Origin of the sequence: Streptomyces sp. MRC013, assembly GCF_023614235.1 — a bacterium.
Lineage (GTDB): Bacteria > Actinomycetota > Actinomycetes > Streptomycetales > Streptomycetaceae > Streptomyces.
The window spans coordinates 1,782,483-1,802,672 of sequence record NZ_CP094264.1 but is presented as its reverse complement, the minus strand read 5'-3'; the positions used below and the strand labels follow the sequence as shown (position 1 = coordinate 1,802,672).

Sequence of the window (20,190 nt, the reverse complement as noted above, 5' to 3'; positions counted from 1 at the left end):
GGGCGGCGGGGGTGTGCGAGCCTCTTGCGTCGTCTCCTCGAAAGGTCCGTTCATGACGCTCGGCATGGTTCTCGGCGACTCCTCCTCCCGCGCTTCGACGAGGGAGCGGTAGCCCGCCGGCCCCGACGCACGAGCCCGTGCCGCGGTACGGGCCGTCCCTCCCGCTCCTCGTCGAAGCGCTCTCCGTGCCCCCGCACGTTCGAGCACGAGGAGTACGTGGTGCCCACCGTCCACTGGACCGAGTCCGACACCCCCCGTTCCGCCCGCTGGCACTCCGAGAGCGCGGCCCCGCCGCCCCGCCGCGTCGTCGTCGCGGACGACCGCCTGAACGCCGACACCGCCCACCGCCTGGCCTGCGAGGGCACCGCCCTGCTGTGGCGGGGCGACTTCCACGGCGCACGCCGGCTCCTGCAGGCGATGGGCCGCCGCGTCGACCGCAAGGCCCCCCGGCGGGGTGACGGCCCCGCGGACTCCTTCCACCTGCACCGCCGGGCCCGCGGCCACCGCGCCCGCGTACTCGGCAGGCTGCTCGTGCTGCTGGAGGAGGACTACCGCCTAGACCTGCGCAGGGCCCCCGACGTGCGCCGGGCGTGCACCGAGGCGTACGGCCCGCCGTCCGGGCCCACGGCCGTCCCGCTCACGGAACTCCTGGGCGCGATCGGAGCGCACCAGTGGCGCACCAAAGGCGTGGAGGTGCCGGCCCTCGGCGCCCGGATCCACCCGCACTACGGTGTGTTCTCCCCGGTCAGGGGCGAATACGTCGACCTCGTCGCGCACGCGCCGCTCCCCGCGCCGGCGGACCGCCGCACGGGCCGCCGCACCGCGTTCGACCTCGGTACGGGGACGGGAGTGCTCGCGGCCGTCCTGGCCCGCCGGGGAGTCGAGCGCATCGTGGCCACGGACGCCGGCCCGCGCGCCCTGGCGTGCGCGCGGGAGAACGTCCGCCGGCTGCGCCTGACCGGACGCGTCGAGGTCGTGGGCCCGGCCCTCTTCCCCGGCGGGCGCGCGGACCTCGTCGTCTGCAACCCGCCCTGGATCCCGGCCCGGCCCACGTCCGCCGTGGAACAGGGCGTCTACGACCCCGGCGGCGCCATGCTCCGCGGTTTCCTGGACGGGCTCGGCGCGCACCTCGCACCGGGGGGGCGAGGGGTGGCTCCTCCTGTCCGACCTGGCCGAGCACCTGGGACTCAGGACGCGCGGCGAACTGCTGGCCGGTATCGATGCGGCGGGCCTGCGCGTGGTGGACAGGCTCGACACCAGGCCGCGGCACCCACGGGCGGGGGACGCCGCCGACCCCCTCCACGCCGCCCGGGCCGCGGAAGTGACATCGCTGTGGCGTCTCGCCCGCGACCGGCCGCCGGCGCCGGCCGCCGCCGGCGGCTGAGCGGACCTGCCGCCCGACGACCGCCCCCGCGGGGCGGAGGGGTGCCGCACACCCTCCGCCCCCGCCCGGCACCCCCTCGCGGTCCCGGCGGCGCGGTCGGACCCGCCCGTGCCGCCGGGGCGGGCCCGCCCGTCAGGAGTCGGCGACCGTGATGGCGCGGACCGGGCAGGCGCGGGCCGCCTCCCTCGCCATCGGATGGTCCGGGTCGTGCCCCGGCCGCAGGGCGCCGTAGCCGTCGTCGTCCTGGGTGAACACCTCGGGGGCCGTCAGGGCGCACTGGCCCGCCCCGATGCAGCGGTCCTGATCGATGGAGATTCGCATGGTGTCCAGCCTCCTCACCAGACCACCGGCAACTCCACCATCCCCTGCAGCGTGTCGCCGGGTTTGAAGGGGATCTCCTCCGCCGGGACGGCCAGCCGCAGTCCCGGGAGCCGTTCCAGCAGCGCCCCGAGGGCGATCTCCATCTCCGCCCGCGCCAGGTTCTGCCCCAGGCACTGGTGGATGCCGAAGCCGAACGCCAGGTGGTGCCGGGCCGACCGCCGCCAGTCGAGGACGTCGGGGTCCGCGTACACCGAGGCGTCCCGGTTGATCAGGGACGTCGAGAAGACCACGCCCTCACCGGCCCGGATCACCGTCCCGGCCACCTCCACGTCCTCCCGCGCGAACCGCAGCATCCCGTCCGCGATCGACAGGAACCGCAGCAGCTCCTCCACCGCCGCCGGCAGCAGCGACGGGTCGGCCCGCAGCTCCGCCAGCCGCTCCGGGTGGCGCAGCAGCGCGAAGGTGCCGAGCGACAGCATGTTGGCGGTCGTCTCGTGCCCCGCCACCAGCATCAGCAGCGCCAGGTCGACCAGCTCCTGCCGGCCCATCCGTCCCGTGGCGTACTGCTCCACCACGAGCTGGTCCAGCAGCCCGTCCCCCGGCGCGGTCCGCTTGGCGTCGACCAGACCGCCCAGGTACGCCTCCAGCCGGTCGGCCGCCTCGGTGCTGTCCTCCGCGCGGGGGCCGCGCAGCGCCCGCCGGGACTGCTCCTCGAAGAACTCGTGGTCCTCGTAGGGCACGCCCAGCAGCTCGCAGATCACCATCGACGGCACCGGCAGCGCGAACGCGCTCACCAGTTCCGCCGGCGGGCCCTGCTCGACCATCCGGTCCAGCAGCTCGTGCACGATCCGCTCGATGCCCGGGCGCAGCTGCGCGATCCGCTTCAGCGTGAAGCTGGGGATCAGCGGCCTGCGCTGCTCGTTGTGCACCGGGTCGTCCTCGCCGAGCATCACCGCCCGCCGCCGGGTGCGGAGCACCGCCGCCCGCTCGGTGGGGATGGGGAACGCCGGGTCGGTGGAGTCCGTCGACAGCCGCGGGTCGGCGAGGAGCTCCCGCGCCGCGGCGTGGCCGGTGACGAACCAGACGAGGCGGCCGTCGTAGAGGCGGACCCGGGAGAGGGGGCGCTCCTCGCGGAGGGGGTCGAAGGCGGTCGGCGGATGGTAGGGGCAGGTGCGGTCCTGGGGGAACGCCACGGGCTCCCGCTCCCCGGCGGCCGGGGACGCGACCCGCTGCCCTCCCGGTACGGTTTCCGGCACGGACTCGATCGGTGTTTCGGGCATGGGGGCCTCGCAGACGAAGAGGGAACGAAGCGGACTGGGTGGACGGAACGAGCGCCCCGCCCCCCGGTAGATGCCCACTGCAACCAGTCGCCCCACGGCTCTTACCGGCCAAAAAACGGCGGACGGCCCGCCCCGTACCGGTGGTACGGGAGCGGGCCGTCCGCGGGGGCGCGCCGAGCGCCGGGGCGTCAGTAGCGGCGCGTGATCAGCGCGCGCTTGACCTCGGCGATCGCCTTGGTGACCTCGATGCCGCGCGGGCAGGCGTCCGTGCAGTTGAACGTGGTGCGGCAGCGCCACACGCCGTCCTTGTCGTTGAGGACCTCCAGCCGCTGCTCCGCGGCCTCGTCGCGCGAGTCGAAGATGAAGCGGTGGGCGTTGACGATCGCGGCCGGGCCGAAGTACTGGCCGTCGTTCCAGAACACCGGGCAGGAGGAGGTGCAGGCGGCGCACAGGATGCACTTGGTCGTGTCGTCGAAGCGCTCCCGGTCCTCCGCGGACTGCAGCCGCTCCCGCGTCGGCTCGTTCCCCGACGTGATCAGGAACGGCATCACGTCCCGGTACGCCTGGAAGAACGGCTCCATGTCGACCACGAGGTCCTTGAGGACCGTCATGCCCTTGATGGGCTCGACCGTGATCGGCTTCTCCGGGTTGATGTCCTTGATCAGCGTCTTGCAGGCCAGCCGGTTCTTGCCGTTGATCCGCATGGCGTCGGAGCCGCAGATGCCGTGCGCGCAGGAGCGGCGGAAGGTCAGCGAGCCGTCCACGTCCCACTTGATCTTGTGGAGACCGTCGAGCACCCGCTCCTTGGGGTCGATCTCGACCTGGAAGTCCTGCCACTGCGCCTCGTCCGACATCTCGGGGTTGAAGCGGCGGACCCGGAACGTGACCGTTATGTAGGGGGAGGCGCCGGCCTTGGCGGCCGTCTTCTCCAGGATCGGGGTAGCCATCAGTACTTACGCTCCATCGGCTGGTAGCGGGTCTGGACGACCGGCTTGTAGTCGAGGCGGACGGTCTCGGTGCCGTCGTCGCCGACCTCGCGGTACGCCATGGTGTGGCGCATGAAGTTGACGTCGTCGCGGTTCGGGTAGTCCTCGCGGTAGTGACCGCCGCGGGACTCCTTGCGGGCCAGCGCCGAGACGGCCATGACCTCGGCCAGGTCGAGCAGGTTGCCCAGCTCGATGGCCTCCAGCAGATCGGTGTTGTACCGCTTGCCCTTGTCCTGGATGGCGACGTTCCGGTAGCGCTCGCGCAGCTCGGCGATCTTCTCGACCGCGGTCTTGATCGTCTGCTCGGTGCGGAACACCATGACGTTGGCGTCCATGGTCTCCTGCAGCTCCCGGCGGAGCTCGGCGACCCGCTCGGTGCCCGTGGAGCGGCGCAGGCGCTCGACCTGCTCCTCCACGAAGGACGCCGGGTTCTCCGGCAGCTCGACGTAGTCGGCCTTCGCGGAGTACTCGGCGGCGGCGATGCCGGCGCGGCGCCCGAAGACGTTGATGTCGAGCAGGGAGTTGGTGCCCAGGCGGTTGGCGCCGTGCACGGAGACGCAGGCGACCTCGCCGGCCGCGTACAGGCCCGGGACGACCGTGGTGTTGTCGCTGAGGACCTCGCCCTGGACGTTCGTCGGGATGCCGCCCATCGCGTAGTGCGCGGTCGGCTGGATCGGGATCGGGTCCGTGTACGGCTCGATGCCCAGGTACGTCCGCGCGAACTCGGTGATGTCCGGGAGCTTGGCGTCCAGCTGCTCCGGCGGCAGGTGCGTCAGGTCCAGGAAGACGTGGTCGCCCTCGGGACCGCAGCCGCGGCCCTCGCGGATCTCCGTGTAGATGGAGCGGGAGACGACGTCGCGGGAGGCGAGGTCCTTCATGACCGGCGCGTACTTCTCCATGAAGCGCTCGCCGTCCTTGTTGCGGAGGATGCCGCCCTCACCGCGGGCGCCCTCCGTCAGCAGGATGCCCATGCGCCAGATGCCCGTCGGGTGGAACTGGAAGAACTCCATGTCCTCCAGCGGCAGCCCGCGCCGGTACACGGCCGCCTGGCCGTCGCCGGTCAGGGTGTGCGCGTTCGACGTCACCTTGAAGAACTTGCCGCAGCCGCCGGAGGCGTAGATGACGGCCTTCGCCTGGAAGATGTGGATCTCGCCGGTGGCCAGCTCGTACGCGACCACGCCGGCCGACTTCCTGACCCCGTCGACCTCGGTGATCAGTTGGTCCAGGACGTAGAACTCGTTGAAGAACTCCACGCCCTCCTTGACGCAGTTCTGGTACAGCGTCTGGAGGATCATGTGGCCGGTGCGGTCCGCGGCGTAGCAGGACCGGCGGACCGGGGCCTCGCCGTGGTTGCGGGAGTGGCCGCCGAAGCGGCGCTGGTCGATGGTGCCGTCCGGGGTCCGGTTGAACGGCAGGCCCATCTTCTCCAGGTCGAGGACGGCGTCGATGGCCTCCTTCGCCAGGATCTCGGCGGCGTCCTGGTCGACCAGGTAGTCGCCGCCCTTGACCGTGTCGAAGGTGTGCCACTCCCAGTTGTCCTCCTCCACGTTGGCCAGCGCGGCGGCCATGCCGCCCTGCGCGGCGCCCGTGTGGGAGCGGGTGGGGTAGAGCTTCGTCAGCACGGCGGTGCGGCTGCGCTTCGTCGCCTCGATGGCGGCGCGCATGCCCGCGCCGCCGGCGCCGACGATGACGGTGTCGTACTTGTGGATCTTCATGGTGTGGATTGCCCCAGCCCGTGCCTAGCGGATGTTCGGGTCGAAGGTGAAGATCACCAGCGTGCCCAGGAGGATGGTGAACACCGTCGCGGTGTACAGCAGGCCCTTGAGCCACAGGCGCGTGTTCGGGCGCTCGGCGTAGTCGTTGATGACGGTACGCAGGCCGTTGGCGCCGTGGAGCATCGCGAGCCACAGCATCAGCAGGTCCCAGACCTGCCAGAACGGGGACGCCCAGCGGCCCGCCACGAAGGCGAAGCCGATCTTGGAGACGCCGCCGTCCAGCACGAGCTGGATCAGCAGGTGGCCGATGACGAGGACGACGAGGACCACGCCGGACAGGCGCATGAACAGCCACGCGGCGAGCTCGAAGTTGCCCCGCGTCGACTTCGGGCTCCGCTTGGTCCGCTTGCGGGGCGGCTCGATCAGCGGGGCCGGGTTGTCGGCGTCGTACAGGCTCACGCCGCCGAACGGGCCGACGGGGGCCTTGGACGGGTCGGCGGGGGTCTTGGAGAGGTCAGCGGACATGTCTGGCGTCAGCTCCCGAACATTTCACGTGCGGCGTGACCGAGGACGGGGTACAGGGCGCCCGCCATCAGCACGATCCAGAGGCTCACGACGGTCCAGAGCATGTGCTTCTGGTAGCGGGGGCCCTTGGCCCAGAAGTCCACGGCGATGACGCGCAGGCCGTTGAGCGCGTGGAAGAGGATGGCGGCCACCAGGCCGTACTCCAGCAGCGCGACGATCGGCGTCTTGTACGTCGCCACGACTTCGTCGTAGGCCTCGGGCGAGACGCGGACGAGAGAGGTGTCCAGTACGTGTACGAACAGGAAGAAGAAGATGAGGACGCCGGTGACTCGATGAGCCACCCACGACCACATCCCTTCCCGGCCGCGGTACAGCGTTCCAGCCGGCACGGAAAAACCCTCCGGGAGCGGTGATCAGGGTCGGCCGGCTTCTCTGTCGGTCGGACCCGGCCGGGTACGGTCCACCGGCCCCGGTCATGGTAGCGACGACTCGCCGCTTCCCTCACGCGGGGTCCGGGGGTGTGATCAAACAGGCAACCAAACAGGCACGGACGGCCTACTGCGGGCGACCGGAACGACACATCAGGTGACGATACGGGCAAGTCGCACCCGGATGAGGCGGCGGAGCTCCTCGGCGGCGACCGCCCGCTCCTTCTCCGGTTCGTTGCCGAGTCGTGACCTGATGCCGCTCACGAGCCAGCCGGGATGCTCGTCGGGCTGGTCGGCGTCGAGGCAGACGACGAAGGCGTGGCCGAAACGCGCCAGGTACGCGTCGTGCGCCGCGCACAGGGCGGTGTAGGCCGCCGGGCAGGTGCTGGGCGGCAGCACGGGCGCCTCCTCGGCGCCCAGGGCCTCGTCGAGGTCGGCGCCCGACAGGTCGTAGGCTGCCTCGTCGGCGGCGGCCAGGAGCGCGTCGACGGCCGGGTAGGGGCGGTGGGCGGCCACGCGACGGGCCCAGCGGCGGCTGCCGCAGCAGGTCAGCAGGGACGCCTCGGCGGAGGCGGCGGGCATGGCGTTGAACAGGGCCAGCCGGTCGGCGGGACGGGGGGCGCGGGCCTGGGCCGCCACGGCCGGCGCGGGGGCGAGGGTCTGCGGGGCGGCGGAGAGGGATTCGCGGGACAGCGTGGGCTCCTCGGGCAGAACAGGGATGACGGGGGTGACGGGGGTGACGGGGGTACGAGGGGCGTGTTGTCGTCTGTGAGGTAAATGACGCGACGGTAACGACGGTGGGCGGTTGTGGTCCCCGGCCTTCCCGTACTTCACTCGGAAGGCGGAGTTTCAATGCAAGAGACGGACGCACTCGGCGCGTCGGTACCGGGGCCCGGTGGCCTCGGGGAGGAGGCAAGCGCGTGACCGCCCGCAACGAACCCGCAGATAAGGGGCCGATACCGGACATCGCCAGGTCTTTTGTTACGCCTCGCGGCGGGTCCACCGCCTCCGATCGCCCGGTTAATCACCCGAACGGCCCTACATCAGGCATATCCCGTCCCACGGCCCCGCGGCGGCGGGGGAGGGGGCGTCGCCGGGCGGCCGGCTCGGCGGCCCTCGTGCTGGCGCTGGGGCTCGGCGGGTGCGGCGCCGGCGGGGACGGCGATGCCGCCGGCCCCGGTACGGCGGCCACCCCCTCCCGTACCGCCGAGGCGTCCCCCAGCCCCACGCGGACCCACCCGCTCTCCACCGCGCCGCGCACCATCCCCGCCGTGCGGGAGCACATGCCCGCCCGGGGGCCCGGATGGCGGCCCGGTGACGGCAGCGGCGTGGTCGTCGCGCGCGGCAGCGGCGTGCTCGCCGACGAGGCGCGGCTGCTCGCGCGGGAGCTGGGCATCGAGCACCGCGGCGAGTCGCCCGCCCGCGCCGGCGACATCGAGCTGGCCCTCGGCGGCGGAGGGGTGTCCGGTGTCCCCGAGTCGTACACGCTGACGACCCGCGACGGCCGCGTCCGCATCGCCGCCCCCGACGAGGCGGGCGTCTTCTACGGGACGCGGACCGTCAAGCAGGCGCTCCGCTCGGGCGGCGTCGTGCCGGAGGGCGTGGTGCGGGACCGCCCGGACCGCCCGCAGCGCGGACTGATGATCGACATCGCCCGCAAGCACTTCACCGCCGCCTGGCTGGAGGCCCGCATCCGCGAGATGGCCGACCTCAAGCTGAACCAACTGGGGCTGCACTTCTCCGACGACCAGGCGTTCCGCATCGAGTCCGACAGCCACCCCGAGGTCGTGTCGCGGCGGCACCTCACCAAGGCGGAGGTCCGCCGGCTGGTCGCCCTCGCGGCGAGCCTCCACATCACCGTGGTCCCCGAGATCGACTCGCCCGGGCACCTCGGCGCCGTCCTCTCCGCCCACCCCTCCCTGCGCCTGCGCGACGCGCGGGGCGCGGTCGCGCGGGGGGCGATCGACATCGCGCGGCCCGAGTCGGCGCGGATCGTCGACGAGCTGCTGCGCGAGTACGCGCAGCTGTTCCCCGGCCGGTACTTCCACGTCGGCGCCGACGAGTACCGGGCGCTCATGGCGCCGGACCCGGAGGCGTCCTACCCCCGGCTGGCCGCCGAGGCCCGCGACCGGTACGGCCCCGGGGCGCGGGTCCGGGACCTGGCGACGGACTGGCTCAACGACCGGGCCGCGGTCGTGCGGGCGGCCGGCAAGCAGCCGAAGGCGTGGAACGACGGGATCTTCCCCGGCGGGGCGGTCGCCGCCGACGAGCGCGTCGAGGTCGAGTACTGGACGGGCCGCGAGATCGGCGCCCGGCCCCCGGTGGAGTACCTGCGCGAGGGGCGGAAGGTCGTGAACGTCAACGACCGGTACCTCTACTACGTCCTGGGCGAGCCGAACCGGTTCACCTACCCGACGGGCCGGGAGATCTACGCCTCGTGGACGCCGCTGGTGCTGCGCGGCACCCAGCCGGTGCCGTCGCGGTACTCCGGGCAGATCCTGGGCGGCCGGCTCGCCGTGTGGTGCGACTTCGCGAACGCCCAGACGCAGGACCGGGTCGCCGCCGGGATCCGCATGCCGCTGCGGGCGCTGGCGCAGAAGGTGTGGGACCCGCGCGACCCGTCCCTGTCCTGGAGCGAGTTCTCGGCGCTCGCGGGACGGCTCTGACGCACGGCGGGTCCGCCGGGGGCCGGGGCGGGTGCGGACCCGGTCCGGCCCGGCGGGGTCCGCGTCGCGGCCGGTGACGCTTTGCCGCCGGGCGACGCAGTAAAGGAGAAACACCGCGTCCGCGACGGGAGACGTCATGAGCACGAGCACGACCCCGAGCCTGGTGGAACTGATCGAGCGGGCCGACGAAAGGGGGCTGGCCGCCGCCGCGCTGGCCTGCCTCGACCGCTGCCTGCCGCTGCTCGACCCGGAGGGCGCCGACCGGCTCCGCCCCCTGTGGTCGGCGGTCGCGCGCGGGGGCGCCGGCTGGGCGGACCGCCTCGCGGAGGCGCGGGCCGCCGTCGACGGCGCCCGGGCCGTGCCGGCGGGCGCCGAGGAGGCCGCGCTCGTACGGCGCATGCTGGACGCCGCGCCCGGCGCCTGGGCGCGCGAGCCGCTCCGGAAGTGGGCCGACGCGTGCTCCCTCGCCGCCCTGGAGCTGCACCACCGGCTGTGCGCCGCCCCCTCGTCGGGGCTCGCGGGGGTCCTGGACCGCCGCGGCGCGGGCGGGCCGGAGGACGTGGGGCCGCTGGCCGACGGGGAGCTGCGCCGCCAGGCGGAGGTCCTGGAGGCCCTCGCGGACGGCGCGGCGGGCGGGCTGCGCCGCGCCCTTGACCTGTCCGCCGAAGGACGCCGCATCACCCGGGCCGTCCTGTCTCGCCGGGCCCGCGGGGTGTAGGGGCCCGGCGGGGCGGGGCGGGGGTACCGCTCCGGGCGGCGCGCTCAGAGCAGCAGCGCCGCCGCGCCCCACAGCGCCGAGGCGAGCGCGACGACCGGCCCCACCGGCATGCCCTGCCGGGCCGCGGTGGCCTCCTCCAGGGGCCGCAGCTCCGGCCTGTTCAGCAGCGCCTCGGCCTCGTCGGCGGCGCGCGGCCCGTACGGCTCGCGCCCCAGCCGCCGCTCCAGCCACGGCCAGCCGACGGGCGAGAGGACCACCTCGGTGTCCCCCTCCCGGGCGACGACGAGACCGGCGCCGTGGTCGTGGCGCACGGCCAGCACGTCGTCCCACGGGACCCGCCGCACCCGCCACGCCCCGGCGGCCCACAGCCCGCCGCGGTCGGCGGTGAGCCGCCAGTTGAGCGCCGTCGACGCGGCCGTGACGACGAGGAACAGGCCGGCCAGCGGGAACACCGACAGCCAGGACACGCCGCCGTCCAGCAGCGCCCACACGCCGCCGCCCTGCACCAGCAGCAGGAACGCGCCGACGGCGCGGGACGGGCCGGTCGCGCCCCAGGTGCGGGGCGCGGCGGACGGCTCCAGCTCCGCGGCGACCTCGTCGACGGGCCGCCGCTCCGCGCCGGACCGCCCGGACGGGCCCGTGTCGCCGCCGAACGGCCCCGGCACGGCCGGCCTGACGGCGGTGACGCTGCACTCGACGGACACCTCGGCGTGGTCCTCGCCGTCGGGCGCGAGGAAGGCGAGCTCCGCGCCGACGTACGGCGGGCCGTAGAGGACGGCCTCGCGCAGCGGGGGCGGCGGGTCCTCGCCCCTGAGGACGGCGCCGACCCTGCGCAGCCCCTCGGCCAGCTCGTCGTCGCCCCCTGCGTCGTGGTCCCCGGAACCCTCCTCGTCGCCGCGCGGATCGCGCCGCTCCCCGTCCTCCTCGAAGGTGTGGAGGGAGTGGAAGTGGAGGAGGGGCCGTTCGGCGGCCGGGTCGTCCGCTGCGTACACCCACGTCCTGCCGTCGCCGTGGTCCTCGCGGACCAGCACCCGCAGGACGGGCAGCGGGCCCCGGTGGAGCTGCCGGGACCGGGTCCGCCCGTCGGCGCCGTTGGCGAGGAACGCCAGCCCGCCGACGAGCCCGAGGAAGACGAGCACCTCCCAGCCGGTGACGTCGTACGGCTCCGCCGTCAGCCGCACCCAGTCGCCGTCCACCAGCAGCTCGGCCCGGCTGCCGACGGGGTACTGCTCCGGGACGTAGGTCTCCACGCGGTGGACCCGGTCGCCGACGGCGACGTCGATCACCAGATCGTCCTCGTCGGACAGGGTGACCCGGCCGCTCACGGGCGTCAGCCCGGCGGCCCGCCGCTCGAAGGCGCCGACGACCTGCTGCGCCTGCCAGAACCCGAACACGGCGACGGCCAGCAGCAGCGCCGCGAGGGCGAACGAGACCCGCCCGCGGCGGAACGCGAGCGCCGCCGCCGGCACGGGGTGGAGGACCGGGCCCGCCGCCTCGCGCGCCAGCGCCCGCTGGCGGCCCGCCACGGCGAGGCGGTGCAGCAGCCCGGCGGTGGTGAACGCGAGCGCGACGACGAAGGCGAACCACCGGGGCTCGCCCAGCGCCGAGGCGGAAGCGCCGTCCACCAGGTGCCCGAGCAGGACCACGGCGAGGCCGAGCAGGGCGAGCCGGGGCTGCCGCACGACCCAGTAGAGGGTGAGCGGCAGCGCCGCCGACACGCAGAGGCCCGGCCAGTCCGTCCCGCACGGCTCGGCCGGGGTGCAGGACGGGTCGGGGCCCGCCGCCACCGTCCACACCGCCGTCAGGACGAGCGGGAGCACGGCCCACAGCGGATGGGCCCAGACGCCCGGCGCGGCGGCGAGCCAGCGCCGGGCGTCGGAGGACCGCCAGTCGGCGGTGCCGGGCGGTACGCGGTCCGCGGGGAGCGGGACGGGGGACGCGGTGTTCACCCGCGCATTATCACCGGTCCCGCCCCGTTTCCTGACGGGTTATCAGAGGGCCCCGCCCCAGCCGCCCTGCATCATCGTCTGGAACGCCCAGGCACCGCCCCGCCTGATCAGGACGTCGGCGTACCTGAGCTGCCGCTTCTCACCCCCCGCGGTCACGGTCGAGTCGCTGAAGACGACGGCCATGGAGGGGGAGAGGAAGACGGGCGTCCGGGTGGACTCGAAGGCGACGTCCCCGTCGCCCCCGCCCATCACCCCGGTCATGACGGCGACGAACCGGTCGCGGTCCCACTGCGCGGACCGTCCCTCGCCGGCCGTGTCGTCGGTGACCAGGTTCAGCGGGAAGACGGCCATGTCGGCCATCCCCTCGACGTCGCGCCGCGCGCTGCGGGCGTCGTACTCGGCGAACCACGCGTCCAGTCCGGCGCGGTCCTCGGCGGTGGGCACGTATCCGGTCTCGGGCAGAAAGGTCACACAGGCCCCCTGGGGATCTAGTAGTCAATGTTGACTACGTGGAGGAGGATATCCCCTCCGGAATCATTGGTCAAACTTGAGTACCGCCTCACCGGGCGTGACGTGGATCACCCCCACTGTGACACTTCGGCCCGGTCGTACGCAGGCTGGGGTGTGGGGGGAGACGACGGGGGACTGGACGCGGCCGTCCCGCTGGCGCAGGGCGGCGACGAGCGGGCCTTCGCGCGCGTGTACCGGGCGGTGCACCCCGGACTCCTGGGGTACCTGCGGCGGCTGGTCGGCGACGACGCCGAGGACGTGGCCGCCGAGGCGTGGCTGGAGATCGCCAGGGACCTCGGCCGGTTCCGGGGCGACGGCCGCGGCTTCCGCGGCTGGGCGGCGGCCATCGCGCGGCACCGGGCGCTGGACCACCTGCGCGGGCGGCGGCGCCGCCCCCTGCCGCGGCGCTCGGCCAGGAGGCGCTGGACCTCCCCGACCGGCACGACACGGCGGCCGCCGCGCTGGAGTCCCTGGCGACGCAGGAGGCGCTCGCCCTGGTGCGGACGCTCCCGCGGGACCAGGCGGAGGCGGTCCTGCTGCACGTGGTGATCGGTCTGGGCGGGCCGGCGGCGGCGCGGGTCCTGGGCAAGCGGCCGGGGGCGGTGCGCACGGCCGCGCACCGGGGACTGAGGCGGCTGGCCGGGGAACTGGGGCGAACCGGGCCGGACGGCTCCGGCGGGGAGGCCGCGCGGAGCGGCTAGCGCGCCCGGCGCTTCAGGAGGACGACCGGGGCCGCCACCCCCCACAGGAGAGGCCCCGGCCGCCGTCCGCGGGTCCGCAGGACGGCCCCGTACTCCTATCAGCGCCGCGGACGCGTTTTCTGTCACACCACCCCGAGACGCGGGCCGCCGCGTGTTGTACAAACATGGACGAGATACGGCATGAGCACGTAGCGTGCTGCTGCGCGCAGGGCGGACCGTCCTGATGTGCCTGCCGCGACGACGAACGGGTTGTGGGAGTGCTGGGGGACGACGCGGAGCTGACCGCCGCGGTGCTCGCGGCACAGGACGGGGACGAGGACTCCTTCCGTACTGTGTACCGCGCCGTGCATCCGCGGCTGCTCGGATATCTGAGGACGCTGGTGGGGGACGTGGACGCCGAGGACGTGGCGTCGGAGGCGTGGCTGCAGATCGCCCGGGACCTCGGCCGGTTCAGCGGTGACGCCGACCGCTTCCGCGGCTGGGCGGCCCGCATCGCCCGCAACCGGGCCCTGGACCACCTGCGCATGCGGGGCCGCCGGCCCGCCCAGGGCGGCGACGAGACCGAGCTGACCGACAAGCCGGCCGACTGCGACACCGCCGGCGAGGCCATGGAGGCCCTCGCCACGGGGCACACCATGGACCTGATAGGGCGGCTCCCCCAGGACCAGGCCGAGGCGGTGATCCTCCGGGTGGTCGTCGGACTCGACGCCAAGAGCGCCGCCGAGGTGCTCGGCAAACGGCCCGGAGCCGTCCGGACCGCCGCCCACCGCGGCCTGAAACGGCTCGCCGAGCTCCTCGGCACGGGTGGTCCCGGCGGCGCCGCGCTGAGCGCCGTACCACCGCCGCCGGGACCCCGCGCGGGCTCGGTCGCGCACGTCCCGGCCGCGGGCCGCGCTGTGACGCATTCGCACCCGCGGACGCAGAAGGACATGTGATGGCCGACGAGCGGTATGAGTGGCTCGACCACGAGGCGGCGGAGCGACTGCTGCGTGGTGAGCCGGTCGACGCCGACGACGATTACACACAGTGGCAGATCGAACGCCTGTCGGAGACCCTCGGCAGGGCCCGCGACGCCGCCGCCCCCCCTCGCCCAGGCACCCTCGGGGGCGCTGCCCGGCGAGGAGGCGGCGCTCGCGGCGTTCCGCGCCGCCCGGCCCGCGTGCGAGGCGAGGCCGCGGGGCTCCGACCCCGGCCCGGTACGGAGGGGCGCGGCCCCGCACCCGCCGCGCCGGGGCCGCACGCGCGGCTGGATGCGCCCCGCCCACTGGGGCCTGGCCGCCTCGGCCGCCGGGCTCGCGGTGGGCGGCGTCTCCGTCGCCGCCGGCACGGGCGTCCTGCCCACGCTCGGGACCCACGAGGCGCCCCGGCCCGCCGTGGCGGCCTCCGTACCGGCGGGACCGGAGGCCACGGACGGCCCGGCGGCCACCCCGCGCGGTTCCACCGGGCCCGGAAGGGCCTCCGGTCCGAGCAGCCCGCCGCCGCTGACGCCGCCGGCCTCGCCGGCCCCGCCGGCCCCGCCGACCGGTACGGCCGGCACCGCCACGGCCCGGGGCGCCGCCCCGGGCGGCGGCGCTCCCACCGGCGGCACCCGGACCGACGACCGGTCCGGCGCGGCCGGCAAGGCGCCGGACGGCACCTGGCCGGCCCGGACCACGCAGGACTGCCGCGACTTCCGGGACGGCCGCATCGACGCCGCGCGCCGGCAGCAGCTGGAACTCGTGGCCAAGGCCAGCGGCGGGGTCCGGCGGTTCTGCGACCAGGTGCTGTCCGACGGCCGCCGGCCCGAAGAGCCGTCCGCCGACACCGGCGCGGTCGGTGCGGTCCCGGGCACGGACGCCGGTGCGGGCACGGGCGACCGCGTCGTCGGCGGCGGTGACGCCGACCCCGGCCCGGGCGACGGCGGCGGCGGGAGGACGGCCGGCAAGGAGAAGCCCGCCGGCCCGAAGCCCCCGGTCAAGGGCGGCGGCAAGGCTCGCTGAGCCGCCGGGCCGGACCCGTGCGCCGCGCCGGTCCCTCCGGTCGGCGGGGGCGGGCCGGACCCGCTCCGCCCCCGCCGGCGGACCGCCGGGCCGGGGCCGTCCCCGGCCGCGCGGAGGGTGTGACACTTTCCGGGCCGGCGGCGCAGTATGGAGTGAGCCGACTGGTCATCGGCGGCGCAAGGAGCCGGGGTTCCCCCCGTACCCACGGTTCGGCGCACCCGGCGCGGGCGGGGCACGTTCCCCCGGTCCCGCCCGCGCCCCTCCTCCACCCCTCCGGCTCCGGCCGCGGTGCCCGGAGCGCCCGGATCACCAGTGGACGACCACCTTGTCACCCACCCGCACCTGCTCGAACACCCGCGCCAGCCGCGCCTTGTCACGCACGTTCACGCAGCCGTGCGAGCCGCCGTCGTAGCCGCGCGCCGCGAAGTCCGCCGAGTAGTGCACCGCCTGGCCGCGGCTGAAGAACATCGAGTACGGCATCTCGGAGTGGTACAGCGTCGAGGTCCACGTCCGCTCCTTGCGGTCCACCTTGAAGACGCCCTCGCGGGTCGGGGTGCTGACGGAGCCGAAGCGGACGTCCATGGCCGACACGACCTTGCCGTCGATCATCCAGGCCAGCGTCCGGCTCTCCTTGCTGATGCACAGCACCCGCCCCGTGGCACAGCGCGGGTCGGGGGTGTCCAGCTCGTTGGTGGTCGGCGGCCGCAGCTCGTCCGGCGTCGGCTTCCGCGTCGCCCCGACGAGCTCCGCCCAGGTCGCCTCGTCCACCGCCCCCGTCGCCGGCAGCCGCCGCCCCTTCTGGAACCGCGTCACCGCCCCGGCGGTCAGGGAGCCGTAGAAGGCGGTGGGGCTGCGGTGGAAGTACCCGATCTGGCGCAGCCGCGCCTGGAGCTCGCGCACCCGCTCGCTCTCGGCGCCCTCGGCCATCAGCACCCTCCCCGCGGGGGACGCCGACGGCTTGCCGTCGCCGCCCTCCGGCGGGGACGCGGACCGGGAGGGCGAGGGGGGAGGGGGCGGCGGGGACGCCGCCGGCGGTGAGGGCGGGAGCGCCGACGGCGTCGGCGTCGGCGTCGGAACCGGCGTCGGCGTCGGAACCGGCGTCGGCGGCGGCGGGGCGGGCGCCGAGGGCGGCGCGACCGCGGCGACCGGCTCCCGCGCGGCCGTCGGCGCGGCGGGCCCGGTCGGCCCCGCGGTCCGGACGGCGCAACCGGTGGCCAGGGCGATCACGGCGAGGGCGGACAGCCCTGCGCGTACGGAGGTCGGGCGACGGTGCATGGAGGCTCCCCCCGGAACGGGTCCTGTGTCCGTAGGGATACTTCCCCCTCTCCCGCGGTCGCCCGACACCGGGGTGGTGTGACGATGCTGTGACGGGGCGGCCCGGGAGCCGGCGGAGCCTGTGAGGAAGGTCCCAGCGTGCGGCCCTCCATCGCCCGCACGCCCGCCGCTACAGTCCGTCGCGAGGATCGGTACCTGCGAGCAGGTCTATCGGAAGGCACAGCACATGGCGCGCGAGTCGGAGTCGGGACTGCCCATCGAACCGGTGTACGGGCCGGACGCCCTGTCCGGCTGGGACGCCGCGGAGAAGCTGGGCGAGCCCGGCTCGTACCCCTTCACCCGGGGCGTCTACCCGACCATGTACACGGGTCGCCCCTGGACCATGAGGCAGTACGCCGGCTTCGGCACGGCCGTGGAGTCCAACGCCCGCTACAAGCAGCTCATCGCCAACGGCACGACGGGCCTGTCCGTCGCCTTCGACCTGCCCACCCAGATGGGCCACGACTCCGACGCCCCCATCGCGCACGGCGAGGTCGGCAAGGTCGGCGTGGCGATCGACTCCCTCGACGACATGCGCGTCCTGTTCGACGGCATCCCGCTGGACAAGGTCTCCACGTCGATGACGATCAACGCCCCCGCCGCCCTCCTGCTGCTGCTCTACCAACTCGTCGCCGAGGAGCAGGGCGTGCCCGCCGACAGGCTCACCGGCACGATCCAGAACGACGTGCTGAAGGAGTACATCGCCCGCGGCACCTACATCTTCCCGCCCAAGCCCTCCCTCCGGCTGATCGCCGACATCTTCAAGTACTGCAAGGCCGAGATCCCGAAGTGGAACACCATCTCGATCTCCGGCTACCACATGGCGGAGGCCGGGGCCTCGCCCGCGCAGGAGATCGCGTTCACCCTCGCGGACGGCATCGAGTACGTCCGCACGGCCGTCGCCGCCGGCATGGACGTGGACGACTTCGCGCCCCGCCTCTCCTTCTTCTTCGTCGCCCGCACGACGATCCTGGAGGAGGTCGCCAAGTTCCGCGCGGCCCGCCGCATCTGGGCGCGGGTCATGCGCGAGGAGTTCGGCGCGAAGAACCCCAAGTCGTGGATGCTGCGCTTCCACACCCAGACCGCCGGCGTCCAGCTCACCGCCCAGCAGCCGGAGGTCAACCTGGTGCGCGTCGCCGTCCAGGGCCTCGCGGCCGTGCTCGGCGGCACGCAGTCGCTGCACACCAACTCCTTCGACGAGGCCATCGCGCTGCCCACCGACAAGAGCGCCCGCCTCGCCCTGCGCACCCAGCAGGTCCTCGCCTACGAGACGGACGTGACCGCCACCGTCGACCCGTTCGCCGGGTCGTACGTCGTCGAGAGGATGACCGACGAGGTGGAGGCCCTCGTCCTCGAACTGATGGGGAAGGTCGAGGAGCTCGGGGGCGCCGTCAGCGCCATCGAACACGGCTTCCAGAAGGGCGAGATCGAGCGGTCCGCGTACCGCATCGCCCAGGAGACCGACAGCGGCGAACGGGTCGTCGTCGGCGTCAACCGCTTCACGCTCGACGAGGAGGAGCCGTACGAGCCGCTCCGCGTCGACCCGGCCATCGAGGCCCAGCAGGCCGAGCGCCTCGCCGGACTCCGCGCCGAACGCGACCGGGCGGCGGTCGACGCGGCCCTCGCGGAGCTGAGGAAGGCCGCGGAGGGCACGGAGAACGTGCTCTACCCGATGAAGGACGCGCTCAGGGCGCGCGCCACGGTCGGCGAGGTGTGCGACGCGCTGCGCGGGGTGTGGGGCACGTACGTCCCGACGGACGCCTTCTGACACCTCCGCCGGACCGCGCCGTCCCACGGTGCGGAAGCCGGCGGCGGGGCGGCGCGCGGCCGTGCGACACTCCGCCCCATGCTGGGTGTCACCGACCTGCCGACCTACCTGGCCGGCCTCCTCGTCATCGTCCTCCTGCCGGGTCCGAACTCGCTCTACGTGCTCTCCGTCGCCGCCCGCGGCGGCGTCCGGAAGGGCTACGCCGCCGCGGGCGGCGTCTGGTGCGGCGACACGGTCCTCATGACCCTGTCCGCCGCGGGCGTCGCCTCGCTGCTCCAGGCGAACGCCGTGCTGTTCGGCGTCGTGAGGTACGCCGGCGCCGGGTACCTGACGTGGCTCGCCGTCGGGATGCTGCGGGCCGCGTGGTCGATGTGGCGCGGGCGCGGCGACCGGGCCGACGCGGTACGGGAGGCCGCGCCGGCGGCGGGGCCGGTGGGCGCGGTGGAAGCGGCGGGACCGGCGGCGGGCGCGGCGGCGGACCGTGGACCGGGCGCGGCGGGACCGGCACGGGCCGGGGAGCGGCCGTTCCGCAGGGCCTTCGTGATCAGCCTGCTCAACCCGAAGGCGATCCTGTTCTTCGTCGCGTTCTTCGTCCAGTTCGTCGACCCGGCGTACCCGTACCCAGCGCTGTCCTTCGTCGTGCTGGGCACCCTCGCACAGGTGGCGAGCGTCCTCTACCTCTCCCTGCTGATCTTCGCCGGCACGCACCTGGCCGCCGCGTTCCGCCGCCGCGGGCGCCTGTCGGCTGCGGCCACCTCGGCGGCGGGCGCGCTGTTCCTCGGCTTCGCCGCCAAGCTCTCGCTGAGCGGCGCCTGACGGGCCCGGCGGGCCGCGGGCTTGACCCTGACACCGTGTGAGGCCGTGTCATGGGAGACATCATGTTCACCATCGGAGACTTCGCCCGGCACGGCCGCGTGTCCGTCCGGATGCTGCGCCACTACGACGCCATCGGGCTGCTGCGGCCCGCCCGCGTCGACCCGCACAGCGGCTACCGGTTCTACGGGGCCGGCCAGCTGGCCCGCCTCAACCGGGTCATCGCGCTGAAGGACCTCGGCTTCACGCTCGACCAGGTGCGGTCGATCGTGGACGAGGAGGTCGGCGCGGACGAGCTGCGCGGGATGCTGCGGCTGCGGCGGGCCGAACTGGAGGCGGCGGTCGCCGAGACCACCGCCCGGCTCGGGCAGGTCGCGGCGAGGCTCCGGGCCATCGAGAGCGAGGGGCACATGCCCACCCAGGACGTCGTCGTCAAGAGTCTTCCCGCCGTACGGCTGGCCGAGCTGAGCGGGATCGCCGCGGGCTACGAGCCGACCGCCATCGGTCCCGTCATCGGCCCCCTCTTCCAGGAGCTGTGCGCCCGGCTGTCCGCCGCCGGGCTCACCGGTTTCGGTCCGGGCCTCGCGTACTACGAGGACGCCCCGGACGGCGGCGGCGCGGTCCGCGTCCACGCGGGGGTGGTCGTCTCGCCGGACGTGACCGCCCCGGACGTCGACTTCGTCGAGCTGCCGCCCGTCGAGCGCGCCGCGACCGTCATCCACCGCGGGCCGATGGACGACGTGGTCTCCACGTACCAGGTGCTCACCGCCTGGACCGCCGCCCACGGCCACCGCTCCGCGGGCTGCACCCGCGAGCTGTACCTGGAGTCCCCGGAGGACCGCAGCGAGTGGGTGACCGAGCTCCAGGAGCCGCTGGCCGACTAGGTCCGGGTCCTGCGGGGAAAGCGCCGGTCGCAGCCGTCGACGGGCGGCTGTGACCGGCACGGCCGCTCCGCGGCGGACGGCGGGTCCGCCGTACCGGGCGGCAGCGGCCCGGCGGCACTCGAGGCGGTCGATCCCGCACCCGACCGCGTGCCGCCGCTCGTAGCCGTCGCCCTTCAGCGGGCGCCCGCCGTGCGACCCACGCGTAAGGCGGTCGCGTGCCCGGCCCGGCGCACGCCGTACCGAGCGGTA

Annotated in this window: 17 protein-coding genes and 2 pseudogenes; 9 read left to right on the top strand and 10 right to left on the bottom strand. The window is 74.6% G+C overall.

Going from position 1 to position 20,190, the window contains the following annotated elements; genetic code table 11:
* Positions 1–219: 219 nt before the first annotated feature.
* A pseudogene (locus LUW75_RS07995) lies at positions 220–1,384 on the top strand (methyltransferase).
* A gap of 132 nt (positions 1,385–1,516) precedes the next feature.
* Here the strand turns inward: LUW75_RS07995 and LUW75_RS07990 are convergent.
* From LUW75_RS07990 to LUW75_RS07960, 7 genes are all read right to left on the bottom strand, one after another.
* Positions 1,517–1,705 (bottom strand): ferredoxin, encoded by a 189-nt coding sequence (locus LUW75_RS07990; RefSeq protein WP_250334999.1) that lies wholly within the window; start codon positions 1,703–1,705, stop codon positions 1,517–1,519.
* A gap of 14 nt (positions 1,706–1,719) precedes the next feature.
* Positions 1,720–2,985 carry a cytochrome P450 gene (locus LUW75_RS07985; protein WP_250334998.1) on the bottom strand — a complete coding sequence of 422 codons (1,266 nt, stop codon included), beginning with the start codon at positions 2,983–2,985 and terminating at the stop codon, positions 1,720–1,722.
* Between the two features lie 188 nt (positions 2,986–3,173).
* Positions 3,174–3,932, bottom strand: a complete 759-nt coding sequence (locus tag LUW75_RS07980; RefSeq protein WP_250334997.1) for a succinate dehydrogenase iron-sulfur subunit — start codon at positions 3,930–3,932, stop codon at positions 3,174–3,176.
* A complete protein-coding gene (gene sdhA / locus LUW75_RS07975) occupies positions 3,932–5,686 on the bottom strand; it encodes a succinate dehydrogenase flavoprotein subunit (RefSeq protein WP_250334996.1) in 1,755 nt (584 codons plus the stop codon). Before sdhA ends, LUW75_RS07980 begins: the two co-directional genes overlap by 1 nt.
* A 24-nt stretch (positions 5,687–5,710) precedes the next feature.
* Positions 5,711–6,211 (bottom strand): succinate dehydrogenase hydrophobic membrane anchor subunit, encoded by a 501-nt coding sequence (locus LUW75_RS07970; RefSeq protein WP_250334995.1) that lies wholly within the window; start codon positions 6,209–6,211, stop codon positions 5,711–5,713.
* Between the two features lie 8 nt (positions 6,212–6,219).
* Positions 6,220–6,600: a succinate dehydrogenase, cytochrome b556 subunit gene (gene sdhC / locus LUW75_RS07965; RefSeq protein WP_284453817.1), complete on the bottom strand. Its 381-nt coding sequence runs from the start codon at positions 6,598–6,600 to the stop codon at positions 6,220–6,222.
* A 192-nt stretch (positions 6,601–6,792) separates the two neighbouring features.
* On the bottom strand, positions 6,793–7,278 hold the full coding sequence (locus LUW75_RS07960) for a 2-oxo-4-hydroxy-4-carboxy-5-ureidoimidazoline decarboxylase (RefSeq protein WP_349816404.1): 486 nt from the start codon (positions 7,276–7,278) through the stop codon (positions 6,793–6,795).
* Positions 7,279–7,688: 410 nt separating this feature from the next.
* Between LUW75_RS07960 and LUW75_RS07955 the strand changes: the two genes are divergently transcribed.
* Together LUW75_RS07955 and LUW75_RS07950 are read left to right on the top strand one after the other, a co-directional pair.
* Positions 7,689–9,305 (top strand): beta-N-acetylhexosaminidase, encoded by a 1,617-nt coding sequence (locus LUW75_RS07955; RefSeq protein ID WP_462933786.1) that lies wholly within the window; start codon positions 7,689–7,691, stop codon positions 9,303–9,305.
* 136 nt (positions 9,306–9,441) lie between these two features.
* Positions 9,442–10,023: a hypothetical protein gene (locus LUW75_RS07950; RefSeq protein WP_250334993.1), complete on the top strand. Its 582-nt coding sequence runs from the start codon at positions 9,442–9,444 to the stop codon at positions 10,021–10,023.
* Between the two features lie 44 nt (positions 10,024–10,067).
* Here LUW75_RS07950 and LUW75_RS07945 read toward each other — a convergent pair whose 3' ends face one another.
* Complete coding sequence (locus LUW75_RS07945; protein WP_250334992.1) at positions 10,068–11,972, bottom strand: hypothetical protein; 1,905 nt, start codon at positions 11,970–11,972, stop codon at positions 10,068–10,070.
* A gap of 42 nt (positions 11,973–12,014) precedes the next feature.
* Positions 12,015–12,443 (bottom strand): nuclear transport factor 2 family protein, encoded by a 429-nt coding sequence (locus LUW75_RS07940; protein WP_250334991.1) that lies wholly within the window; start codon positions 12,441–12,443, stop codon positions 12,015–12,017.
* Positions 12,444–12,470: 27 nt separating this feature from the next.
* Here LUW75_RS07940 and LUW75_RS07935 point away from each other — a divergent pair.
* The 3 genes and pseudogenes from LUW75_RS07935 to LUW75_RS07925 all read left to right on the top strand — a co-directional run bounded on the left by LUW75_RS07935 (position 12,471) and on the right by LUW75_RS07925 (position 15,162).
* Positions 12,471–13,183 (top strand): annotated as a pseudogene (locus LUW75_RS07935) (RNA polymerase sigma factor).
* Positions 13,184–13,440: 257 nt separating this feature from the next.
* On the top strand, positions 13,441–14,118 hold the full coding sequence (locus tag LUW75_RS07930) for an RNA polymerase sigma factor (RefSeq protein WP_250337594.1): 678 nt from the start codon (positions 13,441–13,443) through the stop codon (positions 14,116–14,118).
* A 315-nt stretch (positions 14,119–14,433) separates the two neighbouring features.
* Positions 14,434–15,162: a hypothetical protein gene (locus LUW75_RS07925; protein ID WP_250334990.1), complete on the top strand. Its 729-nt coding sequence runs from the start codon at positions 14,434–14,436 to the stop codon at positions 15,160–15,162.
* Positions 15,163–15,468: 306 nt separating this feature from the next.
* On the opposite strand, the gene LUW75_RS24925 is transcribed toward LUW75_RS07925, so the two are convergent.
* Positions 15,469–16,089 carry a L,D-transpeptidase family protein gene (locus LUW75_RS24925; protein WP_462933706.1) on the bottom strand — a complete coding sequence of 207 codons (621 nt, stop codon included), beginning with the start codon at positions 16,087–16,089 and terminating at the stop codon, positions 15,469–15,471.
* 574 nt (positions 16,090–16,663) lie between these two features.
* On the opposite strand from LUW75_RS24925, the gene LUW75_RS07915 reads away from it, so the two are divergent.
* The 3 genes from LUW75_RS07915 to LUW75_RS07905 all read left to right on the top strand — a co-directional run bounded on the left by LUW75_RS07915 (position 16,664) and on the right by LUW75_RS07905 (position 19,941).
* Positions 16,664–18,244, top strand: coding sequence for an acyl-CoA mutase large subunit family protein (locus tag LUW75_RS07915; protein WP_250334988.1), 1,581 nt, complete (start codon positions 16,664–16,666; stop codon positions 18,242–18,244).
* 78 nt (positions 18,245–18,322) lie between these two features.
* The gene (leuE, locus tag LUW75_RS07910) at positions 18,323–19,060 is read left to right on the top strand and encodes a leucine efflux protein LeuE (protein ID WP_250334987.1); all 738 of its coding nucleotides are present in this window, start codon (positions 18,323–18,325) and stop codon (positions 19,058–19,060) included.
* A gap of 62 nt (positions 19,061–19,122) precedes the next feature.
* Positions 19,123–19,941, top strand: coding sequence for a MerR family transcriptional regulator (locus LUW75_RS07905; protein WP_250334986.1), 819 nt, complete (start codon positions 19,123–19,125; stop codon positions 19,939–19,941).
* Positions 19,942–20,190 lie beyond the last annotated feature (249 nt).